The sequence below is a fragment of the Gordonia sp. LUNF6 genome (assembly GCF_047041125.1).
In the GTDB taxonomy this organism is placed as follows: domain Bacteria; phylum Actinomycetota; class Actinomycetes; order Mycobacteriales; family Mycobacteriaceae; genus Gordonia; species Gordonia sihwensis.
Genome location: NZ_CP178181.1, coordinates 2,766,427 through 2,780,658, shown reverse-complemented (window position 1 = coordinate 2,780,658; position 14,232 = coordinate 2,766,427). Strand labels below are relative to the sequence as shown.

The following is a 14,232-nucleotide window of genomic DNA, read 5'->3' as shown; positions in this document are numbered from 1 at the left end:
ACCACCAGTTTCCGTCAAGTACGCAAACTTCAGTTTCACCAGGGAGAAGCAGTGTCGCCCACCGCAGTTTCTGTCAGCGAATCCACCGTCTCGGCGAGCAAGTCGGGGGTGCACACGGGTCCGGCCGGCCACGAGCCGGGCGACCTCGACTACCACGCGCTCAACGCGATGCTCAACCTGTACGACGCGGACGGTCGGATCCAGTTCGACAAGGATCGTGAGGCCGCCCGCCAGTACTTCTTGCAGCACGTCAACCAGAACACGGTGTTCTTCCACGATCTCGACGAGAAGCTCGACTATCTCCTCAAGGAGAACTACTACGAGCCCGAGGTCCTCGCGAAGTACGACCGCGAGTTCGTGAAGTTGCTGTTCGGGCACGCCTTCGCCAAGAAGTTCCGGTTCCCGACCTTCCTGGGCGCGTTCAAGTACTACACCAGCTACACGCTCAAGACGTTCGACGGAAAGCGCTACCTGGAGCGTTTCGAGGACCGCGTCTGCATGGTGGCGCTGACGCTGGCCGACGGCGACACCGCGCTCGCGCGCAATCTGGTCGACGAGATCATGGACGGCCGGTTCCAGCCGGCCACGCCGACCTTCCTGAACTCGGGCAAGAAGCAGCGCGGCGAGCCGGTCTCGTGCTTCCTGCTGCGCATCGAGGACAACATGGAGTCGATCGGCCGATCGATCAACTCCGCGCTGCAGTTGAGCAAGCGCGGCGGGGGCGTGGCGCTGCTCCTCAGCAACGTCCGCGAGCACGGCGCGCCGATCAAGCGCATCGAGAACCAGAGTTCCGGTGTCATCCCGATCATGAAGCTGCTGGAGGACTCGTTCAGCTATGCCAACCAGCTCGGCGCGCGTCAGGGCGCCGGTGCCGTGTACCTGCACGCGCACCACCCCGACATCTACCGCTTCTTGGACACCAAGCGTGAGAACGCCGATGAGAAGATCCGGATCAAGACGCTGTCGCTGGGCGTGGTGATCCCGGACATCACCTTCGAGCTCGCCAAGAACAACGACGACATGTACCTGTTCAGCCCGTACGACGTGGAGCGCGTCTACGGCAAGCCGTTCGCGGACGTGAACGTCACCGACGAGTACCACGCCATGGTCGAGGACCGGCGGATCCGCAAGTCGAAGATCAGGGCGCGGGAGTTCTTCCAGACGCTCGCTGAGCTGCAGTTCGAGTCCGGCTACCCGTACATCATGTTCGAGGACACGGTGAACAGGTCGAACCCGATCGAGGGCAAGGTGACGCACTCCAACCTCTGCTCGGAGATCCTGCAGGTCTCGACCCCGTCGGAGTTCAACGAGGACCTCACGTACTCGCATGTCGGCAAGGACATCTCGTGCAACCTCGGATCGATGAACATCGCCAAGACGATGGACTCGCCGGACTTCGGCCAGAGCATCGAGACCGCGATCCGCGGACTCACCGCCGTCGCCGATCAGACGTCGATCGAGTCGGTGCCGTCGATCAAGCGGGCGAACGACGAGGGTCACGCCATCGGCCTCGGCCAGATGAACCTGCACGGTTACCTGGCTCGTGAGCGGATCTTCTACGGCAGCGAAGAGGGCATCGACTTCACGAACATGTACTTCTACACGGTCCTGTTCCACGCCATCCGCGCGTCGAACAAGATCGCCAAGGAGCGCGGGACGGCGTTCGCCGGCTTCGAGAAGAGCACGTATGCGACCGGTGAGTTCTTCGACAAATACATCGACCAGGTGTGGGAACCGAAGACTCAGAAGGTGCGCGACCTGTTCGCACGCGCGGGCCGTGACGGCGAGAGCGCGCAGCTGTTCGAGTCGGGCATCCACATTCCGACCCAGGACGACTGGCGTGAGCTCAAGGCGTCGGTGCAGCAGTACGGCATCTACAACCAGAATCTGCAGGCGGTGCCGCCGACCGGTTCGATCAGCTACATCAATCATTCGACCAGCTCGATTCACCCGGTCGCGTCGAAGATCGAGATCCGCAAGGAAGGCAAGATCGGCCGCGTCTACTACCCGGCTCCGTACCTGACGAACGACAATCTGGAGTACTACCAGGACGCGTACGAGATCGGTTACGAGAAGATCATCGACACGTATGCGGCCGCGACCCAGCACGTCGATCAGGGTTTGAGCCTGACGCTGTTCTTCAAGGACACCGCGACCACGCGGGACGTCAACAAGGCGCAGATCTACGCGTGGCGCAAGGGCATCAAGACGCTGTACTACATCAGGCTCCGTCAGATGGCGCTCGAGGGGACCGAAGTGGATGGCTGCGTCAGCTGCATGTTGTGAGCTGTTGTCGCACAACGAGATCCAGTCGCCGACTACACCGAATGAGGAATGACGATGACATCGACTAGTCCTGCCGAGGGCGCACCGGTCAAGCTGGTGAACCGGGTCTCGGCCATCAACTGGAACCGAGTCCAGGACGACAAGGACGCCGAGGTCTGGGACCGACTGACCGGCAACTTCTGGCTGCCGGAGAAGGTGCCGGTGTCCAACGACATCCAGTCGTGGGGAACGCTGACCGACTACGAGAAGACGCTCACCATGCGCGTCTTCACCGGGCTCACCCTGCTCGACACCATCCAGGGAACCGTCGGCGCCATCGCGCTCATCCCCGATGCGCTGACCCCGCATGAGGAAGCGGTGATGACCAACATCGCCTTCATGGAGTCGGTGCACGCCAAGAGCTACAGCGCGATCTTCTCGACGCTGTGCTCCACCAAGGAGATCGACGAGGCCTTCCGCTGGTCGGAGGAGAACGAGTATCTCCAGCGCAAGGCGCAGATCGTCATGGATTACTACCGTGGCGACGATCCCCTCAAGCGAAAGGTGGCCTCGACTCTGCTCGAGTCGTTCCTGTTCTACTCCGGCTTCTACCTGCCGATGTACTGGTCTTCGCGCGCCAAGCTCACGAACACCGCCGACATGATCCGGCTGATCATCCGCGACGAGGCCGTCCATGGCTACTACATCGGCTACAAGTACCAGCGCTCACTGGAAGTGGAGACGCCGGAGCGTCGTCAGGAGCTCAAGGACTACACCTTCGAGCTGCTGTTCGAGCTCTACGACAACGAGACCGACTACACCGAGGCGCTCTACGACGAGGTCGGGCTGAGTGAGGACGTCAAGAAGTTCCTTCGGTACAACGCCAACAAGGCCCTCATGAATCTCGGCTACGAGGCGATGTTCCCGAAGGACGAGACGGACGTGAACCCGGCGATTCTGTCGGCGCTGTCGCCGAACGCCGACGAGAACCACGACTTCTTCTCGGGATCGGGCAGCTCGTACGTGATCGGCAAGGCTGTCAACACCGAAGACGAGGATTGGGACTTCTGACCTCTTGCGGCCGGTCCGGCGCCCGTCAGCGCCGGCCGGTCAGCACGTCGTAGTACGTCGTGAGGTCGTCGAGGGCCTCGCCGACCTCGGTCAGCGGCACCCCGGTGGCGCGCAGCGCCTGCCGCAGGGCCGTCGGGTCGAGGTCGGAGAGCGGGTCGACGGCGGGAAACGACGGGGGAGCGGGCGGCAGACGGTGGTCCCCGTAGGGGTCGTCGGCGACGAGCGGATCGTCGTCGCCCACCGCCGCGTGTCGGTCGCGGTCGCCGTCCTGCACCACCGCCAGCAGTTCGGGCAGGTCGGTGCCCATCACTGTCAGCAGCGTGGTGGGACGCCGGTCGATCTCCGCCGCCACCTCGAACGACACCGCCAGGACATGGGTGCATCGGGGAGCGTCGTCGGGACAACTGCAGTCGGACGTCACGTCGGCCGGCTCGGTGGGTGCGATCAATTCGCCGAGTCCGGTCGGTTGCTCACCGCGGGCGAGGTCGAGCAGGTCGTCGGTGCTGCCCGTTCGGCGCAGCAGTTCCACGACGGTGTCCGGGTCGACGGTGCGCATCTCGAGCCGGACGTCGAAGGGGTCGAGTTGGCTGCCGCGCACCGAAGCCGTCACCACACCGTGCCCGATCCGAAGACCTTCGACGTGCCGCTCTCGGAAGTATCGACGGGCGCCGGTGATGCGGCGGTGATCGGCACCCGACTCCACCACGCCGACGAAGGCGCGCGACCAGCCGGTGATGCCGTAGCCGCGGACTGCGGCCTTCGTCCGCCGTCTGCCGGGACTCATGGACGCTCCGATCTCATTCGGCGACAGCCTCCTCGCGCAGAGCCAGCAGATCCATCAGGGTGTCGTCGTCGAGCTCGGTGAGCCACGACTCGCCGGTGCTGACCGTCAGGCGCGACAGTTCCCGCTTCGCCGCGACCATCTCATCGATCCGTTCCTCCAGCGTTCCGACGCACACGAACTTGCGGACCTGCACATTGCGCGTCTGCCCGATCCGGTAGGCACGGTCGGTGGCTTGATCCTGCACCGCCGGATTCCACCATCGATCGGCGTGGATGACATGATTCGCCGCCACCATGTTCAGGCCCGTTCCGCCGGCCTTCAGTGTGGCGAGAAGCACCGGCGGACCGTCCTCGGCGGCGAACCGCTCGACCATCTCGTCACGCCCGTTGCGGGTGACACCACCGTGCAGGACCGGCACTGCGGCGCCGAGGACCGGTTCGAGCCAGGTCGAGAGCAAGTCGGCGAACGCAGCGAACTGGGTGAAGACCAGCGCGCGGTCGCCCTCGGCGATCAGCGTGGTCAGGACGTCGACGAGGAGTTCGACCTTGCCGGATCGATGGCGGCCCCGCCGCAGCATGGCCGAGCCGTCGTCGAGGTAGTGCGCCGGGTGATTGCAGATCTGCTTGAGCCGGGTCAGGGCAGCGAGGACCGTCCGACGGCGCGGGCCGCTCTGCTGGGTATCGGCGAGTGCCTCATGCAATTCGTTCAGAACGGCTTGATACAGGCCTGCCTGCTCACTGGACAGGTTGGTGCGGACCATCAGTTCGGTCTTCTCCGGGAGATCGGGAGCGATGGTCGGATCGGTCTTCTCCCTGCGCAGAATGAACGGCTTGGTCACGGCCGACAGCCGGGCGACGGCTCGCGCGTCCCGGTCGCGCTCGATGGGTTCGGCGAACCGGGCCCGGAACTTCGAGGCGGTGCCGAGCATGCCGGGATTCACCAGATCGATCACGGCCCGCAGGTCCTCCAGCCGATTCTCGACCGGGGTCCCGGTCAACGCGACTCGCTGGGCGGCCGAGACGGCGCGCAGCGCCTTCGCTGCCGCAGTGTGCACGTTCTTGACGTGCTGAGCCTCGTCGACGACGAGTTCCTTCCATGTCAACGCCGCCAGTGAATCACGGTCGCGCGCGAGAGTCGCGAACGTGGTGAGCACCACGTCGGCGCGGTTCTCGGCGATCCGCTCCGTCGATCGGCCGGTGCCGTGATGGACCACCACCCGCAGATGCGGCGCGAACGACGACAACTCCCGTTGCCAATTGCCGATGACCGACATCGGGCACACCACCAGAGCCGGATCCGATTCCGGGTCGCGCTCGCGGCCGGCGGTGAGCAGCGCGATCACCTGCACGGTCTTGCCCAGACCCATGTCGTCGGCGAGGACGCCGCCTGCCCCGATGGCGCCCAACGCGGTCAGCCACTCCAGTCCGCGCTGCTGGTAGGGACGAAGCTCGGCGCGTAGGCGCGACGGCGGGGGCATCGACGGCGGCACGATGGTCCCGCCCGCGGCGATGTCGTCGAGCCAACCGAGGCCGGAGACCGTCCTGACCGGAACCGGAAGGGTGTCGTCGCGCTCGGTCACCAGAGCCAGGAGATCGGCTATCGTGGGCGCCTGGTCGCCGGGCGCCAGCGCACGTTGGGCCGCGACGAAGGCCGCGGCGCGGCCCAGTGCGGCGCCTTCGGCGCGGAGCCACGTGCCGCGGAGCCGGACGAGATCGCCGCTCTGCTGAGCGAGTTCCTCGATGTCGGACGATGACAGCTCTCGGGAGCCCGGGGCGTCGCCGAGAGCGAGCCGCCACTCGAAATCCGAGATCTCGTCGAGGCCGACGAATCCGGGCCGGGCTCCGCCGCCGGGAGTCTGTTGTGAACGGATCGACAGCGAGGGGGTGACGGCCGCGATCGACGACGGCAGAAGGACGTTCACGCCCGCCGCCTGGAGGTCCGCGGCACCGCGGGCGAGGAGTTCGTCGACCACCGCGGTCGTGAGCAGATAGTCGAGGCTGTGCGGATCGGCTTCGGCGCGGCTCAGCTCGCCGAACGCGCCGACCGCTGTCGCGAGCTCGGTGGTGACGGCATCGAGTTCGTGCGCATCGAGGCGGTGCGGGACCACCGGGACGAGTTCACCGCTCGGACTGCGGACGCAGACCTCGAGGCGCCAGCGCACCTGCTCCGGCGCCATCGGCGGCTCGTCGGGCTCGTCCGGAGGCACGTGAAGGCGCATCACCAGTGCGGGGCGTCCCGGACCGGCGGTGCCGACCCAGTCGTGCCAGGCCTGTGCGCTGCGCGGTCCGATCTCGGCACCGAGATCGGTGGGCGCTCGTTGCGCCAGACCGGCGATGAGCGGTATCGGCGACGTCACCTCCGCTGCCGCGAGGAGCCGGCGGCACTCGTGGTCGACGGCCTCGGCGACGAAGTCGGTGACAGCTCCCCGGGTGGCCAGCGCGGGCGGCGCCGAGTCCTGTGCGATCGACAGCCAGCTGTGCCACGCGGCCCCGGGTACCGGGATCCAGCGCACCTCGTACACCCCGCCGACCAGACAGGTGCTCGGCGCGACGGCGCCTGACGCGATGTAGCGGCGTACGCAGGCGAGGAGGTGACGGTAGTACGCGATGTCGCCGCCGACGCGGAGATGTGCGCAGCGATCGAGGAACTCGACAGCCGACGCCATGCCGAGTCCGCATGCCGGAAGGAACCGGCGCGTGCCGTCGGGGCCGGCGATCTCCACTGTGTGCCGCAGCCGCTTGCGTGACACGAGATCGGTGAGCGCCGCGGGGACCTCGACCGCGTCGCCGAAGACGGTGCCCGGCTCGGTCGGCGCATCGGGCCACACGGCCATCCCGAGCCCGGGAACCCAGCGGATGCGCAGCGGTGCCCGGCTGTGCTGCTCGGCCACGGCGATCGCTGTCATGGCACCAGTTGTAGCTCAGCGGTACGACATCGGCGATGTCGGGAGCGCCGCGAGGCCCGGACCGGCGGAATCAGCCCGCGGAACTGCTGTTGAGGGAGACCTTCACGTCGTTGAGCACCAGCCACGCCGCTGCCAGTCCGGACGTGCCGTACCAGACGGTGTCGTCGACGGAGAGGACTCGGTTCCAGGTGGGCGCGCCCATGTCGAGCCAACGATCGCTGAGGAGGACGCGCTTGCCGCGCTCCAGACCCTCGGGCCCCTCGTAGCTCACATAGATGAGGTCGGCGTCGGCGTCGGTGAAGTTGGCGTCGGTGGCGGGCACCGCCTCGGGCGTGCGCTGGGCGGCGGGCCGGGCGACCCCGATCGTCGCCATGATCTGCGCACCGAAGGAACCGGTGCCCTCGATCATCTCCGCGTCGGGAGTGAAACGGACCAGCGAGACCTCGCTGTGGGGTGCGTCCATCACGCGTCCCACGCGGTGCGCCTCGGTGGTGAATTCGTCGAGACGAGCATTCGCCGCCCCGGTCCGGCTGACGCCCGCCGCGACCGCGCGGAAGGCCGCCTGCCAGTCGGAGGCGGGATCGACGGTGACGATTCGGGCCGTGCCGAGCGCGCCGGTACCGCGCAACGCGTCGAGGCGCTGCCGCGTCTCCGGCGAGGTCAGGACCACCTGGGGGGCGGCGGTGCGCACGGCCGAACTCGCCGGTGCGTCGCCGAGCGCCGGAACCGAGGCCAGTTGCGGGCCCAGATAGGCCGGGACCGACCCGGCCGGCGCGGTCACACCCGTGACTTGAGCGCCCATGCCGAGCGCGCACAGCGCGTCGAGGAGAGCGGGATCGGTGACGACGATCCTGGCCACGTCTGCGAGGCCCGGGTCGGGTGCGGTGGGAGCCAGACAGGTCTTGGCGTAGTCGCGGCCCGGATTCACGATGTTCACCTCGGCGATCCGGGTCACCGTCGTGGAGATGACCGAGCCGTCGGGCGTGCGCAGGACGTCGTCGTCGGCGGCACAGGCGCCGAGGCCGACGGTCAGCGCGACCGCCGTCGCCAGGGCACCGGCGCAGCGCCGCTGGGAGCGGGCAAGCATGGAGAACACCCGCCTACGCTAGCATCGGCGGCTCGCCGTGAAATGGGGCTACCTGCGGCGACGAACGCGGTCTATCTTGGTAATACGACAGATCGTAGGACCCGGTCGGAACGGTGCGCCGGTCTGGTTTACGATCAGTACGTAGCGCTAGCGCCAGAGTTGGCACGACAGCAGAGTTTTGGGCCGGCAGGCCCGGTGCCCGCAATCGGCGCCGAGGAGGAGGAATCTGTGACCGCGGTAGACCAACCGACGACCCGGGTGGAGGCGGAGCGGCCGTATCCGGCCCGCGTCCAGCCCAAGGGCTCGTTCTTCTACAAGCTCATCACGACGACCGACCACAAGCTGATCGGTCAGATGTACATCGCCACCTGCATCGGGTTCTTCCTGGTCGGCGGTCTCATGGCGTTGTTGATGCGTGCCGAGTTGGCGCATCCGGGGCTGCAGTTCCTGTCGAACGAGCAGTTCAACCAGCTGTTCACCATGCATGGCACGGTGATGCTTCTGATGTACGCGACCCCGATCGTGATCGGTTTCGCGAACTTCGTCCTGCCTCTGCAGATCGGCTCGCCGGACGTCGCCTTCCCCCGCCTGAACGCGCTCGGCTACTGGCTGTTCCTGTTCGGCAACCTGGTCGCGCTGGGCGGCTTCCTCACTCCGGGCGGCGCCGCCGACTTCGGCTGGACCGCTTACACCCCGCTGACTGACGCCGTTCACGCTCCGGGCGTCGGTGCCGACCTGTGGATCATGGGCCTGGGTGTCGCCGGTCTGGGCACCATCCTGGGTGCGGTCAACATGATCACCACCGTCGTGTGTCTGCGCGCACCCGGCATGACCATGTTCCGCATGCCGATCTTCACCTGGAACATCCTGGTGACGAGCGTTCTGATCCTGCTGATCTTCCCGCTGCTCACCGCGGCGCTGATGGGTCTGGAGGTGGACCGGCAGTTCGGTGCGCATCTGTACGACCCGGCCAACGGCGGCGTGATCCTGTGGCAGCACCTGTTCTGGTTCTTCGGTCACCCCGAGGTCTACGTCATCGCCCTGCCGTTCTTCGGCATCGTGTCCGAGGTGTTCCCGGTGTTCTCCCGTAAGCCGCTGTTCGGCTACTCGGGCCTGGTGTACGCGACGCTGGCCATCGCGGCGCTGTCCGTCGCCGTCTGGGCGCACCACATGTACGTGACCGGATCGGTCCTGCTGCCGTTCTTCTCGTTCATGACGTTCCTGATCGCGGTTCCGACCGGTGTGAAGTTCTTCAACTGGATCGGCACCATGTGGAAGGGCCGAATCACCTTCGAGACACCGATGCTGTTCGCCATCGGCTTCATCGTCACCTTCCTCTTCGGTGGTCTGACCGGTGTTCTGCTCGCCAGCCCGCCGCTGGACTTCCACATCTCCGACACCTACTTCGTGGTGGCGCACTTCCACTACGTGCTCTTCGGCACGATCGTGTTCGCGACCTTCTCGGGAATCTACTTCTGGTTCCCGAAGATGACCGGTCGCATGCTCGACGAGACTCTGGGCAAGTGGCACTTCTGGCTGACCTTCATCGGCTTCCACGTCACCTTCCTGGTCCAGCACTGGCTGGGCAACGAGGGCATGCCGCGTCGTTACGCCGACTACCTGCCGTCGGACGGTTTCACCACGCTGAACATCGTCTCGACCGTCGGCGCGTTCATCCTCGGCCTGTCGACCCTGCCGTTCGTGTGGAACGTCTTCAAGAGCTACCGCTACGGCGAGGTCGTGACCGTCGACGACCCGTGGGGCTTCGGCAACAGCCTCGAGTGGGCCACCAGCTGCCCGCCGCCGCGGCACAACTTCACCGAGCTGCCGCGCATCCGTTCGGAGCGCCCGGCGTTCGAGCTGCACTACCCGCACATGGTCGAGCGCATGCGCGCCGAAGCCCATGTCGGCTGGGGCAGCAGCAACCAGCACTGACGTCGCGACAGCGACCAGATCAGGCCCGTCCGAGTTCGCTCGGACGGGCCTGATCGTCGTTGGTGGACCTGCCTGGGAGCGAGTCGTCGGTGGCGGCCATAATTGCGGTGTGGAAACGAGCGATGCGAAGCGCACCATTCTGATCACCGTCAGCGGACCCGACCATCCCGGCGTCACCTCCTCCCTGATGGGGGCGTTGTCGTCGGTGGGCGTCGATCTGCTCGACGTGGAGCAGGTCGTGATTCACAACCATCTGACCCTCGGTGTACTGGTGACCGCCGACGGCGATGTGGAGGACCTGCAGGACGCGGTGTCCGCGCAGATGGCCGACCGCGGCATGCACGTCGATGTCGACCTCGATCCGCACGGCAGAGAACAGGCCGCCTCCACTCACGCCGTCGTGGTCCTCGGCCGCCCGATCTCCGCGGAGGCCTTCCAGGCCGTGGCCGCCGAACTGCATCGTCAGGGCGCGAACATCGACTCCATCCGCGGAGTGGCCGACTACCCGCTCACCGGCCTGGAGCTGATGATCAAGGCCGTCGACACCGAGGACTCCGACGCGGCCATCCGCGAGGGGCTGGGCGCGGTGTCGGCGAAGTACCCGATCGACGTCGCGGTCGAACGCGGCGGGCTGGCGCGGCGTGCCAAGCGCGTCATCGTCTTCGACGTCGACTCGACGCTGATACAGGGCGAGGTCATCGAGATGCTCGCGGCCAAGGCCGGCCGCGAAGCCGAGGTCGCGGCGGTCACCGAGGCCGCCATGCGCGGGGAACTGGACTTCGCCGAGTCGCTGCACGAGCGGGTCAAGGCACTCGAGGGCCTCGACGCGGAGGTCATCGACCGGGTCGCGTCGTCCCTGGAACTGACTCCGGGCGCGCGCACCACCATTCGCACCCTGAACCGCCTCGGGTACCACTGCGGTGTGGTCTCCGGTGGCTTCCGCCAGGTGATCGAGCCGTTGGCCGGAGAGCTGGAACTCGACTTCGTGCGCGCGAACACTCTGGAGATCGTCGACGGCAAGCTGACCGGTCGGGTGATCGGAGAGGTGGTCGACCGAGAGGGCAAGGCTCGCGCGCTGGCCGCCTTCGCCGAACAGATGGGCGTCCCGATGGAGCAGACCGTCGCGGTCGGCGACGGTGCCAACGACATCGACATGCTGACCGCCGCCGGCCTGGGCATCGCATTCAACGCCAAACCCGCGCTCCGCGAGGTCGCCGACACCACCCTCGACCATCCGTACCTCGACGCCGTGCTGTTCATGCTCGGCGTCACCCGCGACGAGGTGGAGGCGGCTGACAGTCGCGACGGCGTGGTGCGACGCGTGCCGATCGACTGATCGGATGAGCGTCTCCGTCACCGATCAGTACCGGCGCCTGGTGTCGTACCAGGGTGCCTACGACGATCCCGAGGACCCGCAGAACGTACAGGCCATGCAGATGGTCCTGCACATCGAGAAGAAGGACCCACCCGAGCGCCATTCGCTGCTGGTGTCGGCGGCTCGAGCCGTCGTCCTGCTCTGTCTGGACCCTCGTGTCGCGGCGGGCGGGGAGTGGGCCGCACCGATGGACGCCTGGTGCGATGCCCGGATCCGCAAGATCGCCCGACGCGCACGGGGTGCCCAATGGGAGGCGGCTCAAGGCGTACCGGGAGTCACCGCGACCGTGAGCGGCGTGCAGGCTCGGGCGTATGTGCCGAGCCGCATCGGCGACGTCGACAAGCGGATCGCGAAATTGCAGATCGGCGGCACCGAAGTCGACGGCCCGCTACCGGGCGACGACGCGCCGGTGGACGGTTCCGCCGGCTTGCTCCTCTGGGTCAATCCGGGCCTCGAGATGACGGTGGGGAAGACGGCGGCACAGGTCGGTCACGCGTCGATGCTGGGAGTCCGCCTGATGTCGGAGACGCAGACCGCGGACTGGTATGCGGAGGGCTGTCCTCTGGACGTCCGCCTGCCGGGACCGCAGCACTGGGCCCGTCTCGTCGACGCCGCCGCGGCCGGCGACGCCGTCCCTGTGCAGGATGCCGGTTTCACCGAGATCGCGCCGGGGTCGATGACCGTGATCGCCGAACTCGCTCGGCCGTGAGCTGTTCGGCTCCGCCGCACGGCGGTCGGAGCCGAACAGCTCAGACGCTCGGGGCCAACTTCTCCACCGTGCCGAACCACACGTCGCGGTCGCCCGCGAGCGGGGCGAGGATCAATTCGTCGGCGCCGATACGCTCGGCGAACCGATCGAGTCGGCCCAGGACGTCGTCGGGTGTGCCGACCGCGGCGAGCCGAAGCATCTCGTCGACCTGAGCGCCCTGCGGTCCGTCGAGCAGAGCGGCGGCGTCCGCGTCACTCAGGTGACGTCCGCGGTTGAAGAGGAACTTGATCCGCTGCAGTTTCGCCGATCGGAGCTGCTCGTAGGCGCGGTCGGCGTCGTCGTCGGCGATGACGGTCGCGGCCGCCATCACGTACGGCTCGGTCTGTCCGCCGTCGGGCAGCGGTGCGGGCCGGAAGTCGCGCACGTAGAGTTCCACCGCCCGTTCCAGGGCCTGCGGCGCGAAATGCGAGGCGAAGGCGTAGGGGAGACCGAGGGCCGCGGCGAGCTGAGCGCCGAACAGTGATGATCCGAGGATGTAGAGCGGGACACCGGTGCCCGCGCCCGGGGTCGCGACCACACCGTGGACCGAGGAACCCGCGAAGTAGCGCTGGAGCTCCACGACGTCGCCCGGGAAGTTCTCTGCGGCCGCGGGAGTGCGTCGGAGCGCGGTGAACGTGGCCTGATCGCCGCCCGGCGCGCGCCCGAGGCCGAGATCGATGCGGCCGGGGTGGAGCTCGGCGAGGGTGCCGAACTGCTCGGCGATCGCCAGCGGCGAGTGGTTGGGCAGCATCACGCCGCCGGCGCCGAGACGGATACGGGAGGTGTGGGCCGCCATGTGCGCGACGAGGACCGCGGGCGCTGCGGACGCGATGGCCGGCATGTTGTGGTGCTCGGCGTACCAGATCCGCCGGTAACCGGTCCGGTCCGCGAACTGCGCCATCCGGAGCGAGTGCGCGAGGGACTGGGCGACGGTCTCGCCGGGGCCCACCTGAGCGAGGTCGAGGAGGGAGAACGGGACGCGGGACCGCGCGGCGCGGGAATCGGCCGGCGAGTCTGAGGGATCGGAAACAGCGTCTGAGGGATCGGAAACGACGGAATCGGTCACTGATGGTTCAGCGGTGCGGGGCGTCTTTGTATTCCGCCGCACCGGCGATGTGAGGCATCCGGCACCATGGAGACGTGACCGAACTGATTGCTGACCCCGACCTGCTCATCGATTTTCGCGACGTCTCCCTGGTGCGTGACGGCAAGACGCTCGTCGGCCCGGTGAACTGGCAGGTGGAGCTCGACGAGCGATGGGTGATCATCGGGCCCAACGGCGCTGGGAAGACGTCGCTGCTCCGGATGGCCGCGGCCATGGACTTCCCCACCCGCGGTGAGGCGTTCGTGGTGGGCGAGCGGCTGGGCCGCACCGACGTGCGTGAGCTGTCGACCCGGATCGGCATGGTGAGTTCGGCGATGGCGGCCCGGGTGCCGGGCGACGAACTCGTCTCCGACCTGGTGATCTCGGCAGGCTATTCGGTGCTGGGCCGCTGGCGCGAACAGTACGACGAGATGGACCGGGCGCAGGCGGCGGACATCCTGGAGTCGATGGGCGCCGAACACCTCGCCGATCGCACGTTCGGCACGTTGTCGGAGGGCGAACGCAAGCGAGTGCTGATCGCCCGAGGTCTGATGACCGACCCGGAACTGCTGCTTCTGGACGAGCCGGCCGCTGGACTCGATCTCGGCGGGCGCGAGGAACTCGTCGACCGGCTGAGTGTGCTCGCATCCGATCCGGATTCCCCGGCGCTGGTGCTGATCACGCATCACGTCGAAGAGATTCCGCCGGGCTTCACGAACATCATGATGCTGTCCGAGGGCGCCGTGACCGCACAGGGTCCGCTCGACGAGGCGCTCACGGCCGAGAACCTCACGGCGACCTTCCGCCAGAACATCGCGCTCACCCGGGACGACGGCCGTTACTTCGCTCGTCGCGCACGCCGAGCGGGCGGTCACCGTCGCGGGGAATGACCCGACCGGGCCGCCGAATATCGATGCGGCGTTTCTTGGGTATGCGAGTATTGAATCCGGCCGACCGAGCGTAAGTTCGGTCGCAGAT

At 67.2% G+C, this 14,232-nt stretch carries 10 protein-coding genes; 6 read left to right on the top strand and 4 right to left on the bottom strand.

All coding sequences use genetic code 11. From position 1 onward, the window contains the following. Positions 1-51 precede the first annotated feature (51 nt). Positions 52-2,286 (top strand): class 1b ribonucleoside-diphosphate reductase subunit alpha, encoded by a 2,235-nt coding sequence (gene nrdE, locus ACK8HH_RS13010; RefSeq protein ID WP_006895870.1) that lies wholly within the window; start codon positions 52-54, stop codon positions 2,284-2,286. A gap of 54 nt (positions 2,287-2,340) precedes the next feature. Next, entirely contained in the window at positions 2,341-3,336 is a 996-nt protein-coding gene (gene nrdF / locus ACK8HH_RS13005) for a class 1b ribonucleoside-diphosphate reductase subunit beta (RefSeq protein ID WP_039867217.1), read from the top strand. 25 nt (positions 3,337-3,361) lie between these two features. Here the strand turns inward: nrdF and ACK8HH_RS13000 are convergent, their stop codons facing one another. The 3 genes from ACK8HH_RS13000 to ACK8HH_RS12990 all read right to left on the bottom strand — a co-directional run bounded on the left by ACK8HH_RS13000 (position 3,362) and on the right by ACK8HH_RS12990 (position 8,112). Beyond that, complete coding sequence (locus tag ACK8HH_RS13000) at positions 3,362-4,120, bottom strand: SWIM zinc finger family protein (RefSeq protein ID WP_006895872.1); 759 nt, start codon at positions 4,118-4,120, stop codon at positions 3,362-3,364. A 13-nt stretch (positions 4,121-4,133) separates the two neighbouring features. Then, a complete protein-coding gene (locus ACK8HH_RS12995; protein ID WP_412475238.1) occupies positions 4,134-7,025 on the bottom strand; it encodes a DEAD/DEAH box helicase in 2,892 nt (963 codons plus the stop codon). Between the two features lie 70 nt (positions 7,026-7,095). Then, positions 7,096-8,112, bottom strand: a complete 1,017-nt coding sequence (locus ACK8HH_RS12990; protein WP_412475734.1) for an ABC transporter substrate-binding protein — start codon at positions 8,110-8,112, stop codon at positions 7,096-7,098. Between the two features lie 228 nt (positions 8,113-8,340). On the opposite strand from ACK8HH_RS12990, the gene ctaD reads away from it, so the two are divergent. The 3 genes from ctaD (at position 8,341) to ACK8HH_RS12975 (ending at position 12,131) form a co-directional block, all read left to right on the top strand. Continuing rightward, positions 8,341-10,047 carry a cytochrome c oxidase subunit I gene (gene ctaD, locus ACK8HH_RS12985; RefSeq protein WP_006895875.1) on the top strand — a complete coding sequence of 569 codons (1,707 nt, stop codon included), beginning with the start codon at positions 8,341-8,343 and terminating at the stop codon, positions 10,045-10,047. Positions 10,048-10,156: 109 nt separating this feature from the next. Beyond that, entirely contained in the window at positions 10,157-11,383 is a 1,227-nt protein-coding gene (serB, locus tag ACK8HH_RS12980; RefSeq protein ID WP_045537029.1) for a phosphoserine phosphatase SerB, read from the top strand. A 4-nt stretch (positions 11,384-11,387) separates the two neighbouring features. Beyond that, positions 11,388-12,131 (top strand): peptidyl-tRNA hydrolase, encoded by a 744-nt coding sequence (locus ACK8HH_RS12975; RefSeq protein WP_045537031.1) that lies wholly within the window; start codon positions 11,388-11,390, stop codon positions 12,129-12,131. Between the two features lie 40 nt (positions 12,132-12,171). Here the strand turns inward: ACK8HH_RS12975 and ACK8HH_RS12970 are convergent, their stop codons facing one another. Continuing rightward, the gene (locus ACK8HH_RS12970) at positions 12,172-13,236 is read right to left on the bottom strand and encodes an LLM class flavin-dependent oxidoreductase (RefSeq protein ID WP_062366994.1); all 1,065 of its coding nucleotides are present in this window, start codon (positions 13,234-13,236) and stop codon (positions 12,172-12,174) included. A gap of 74 nt (positions 13,237-13,310) precedes the next feature. Between ACK8HH_RS12970 and ACK8HH_RS12965 the strand changes: the two genes are divergently transcribed. Next, on the top strand, positions 13,311-14,144 hold the full coding sequence (locus tag ACK8HH_RS12965; RefSeq protein ID WP_006895879.1) for an ABC transporter ATP-binding protein: 834 nt from the start codon (positions 13,311-13,313) through the stop codon (positions 14,142-14,144). Positions 14,145-14,232: the final 88 nt, after the last annotated feature.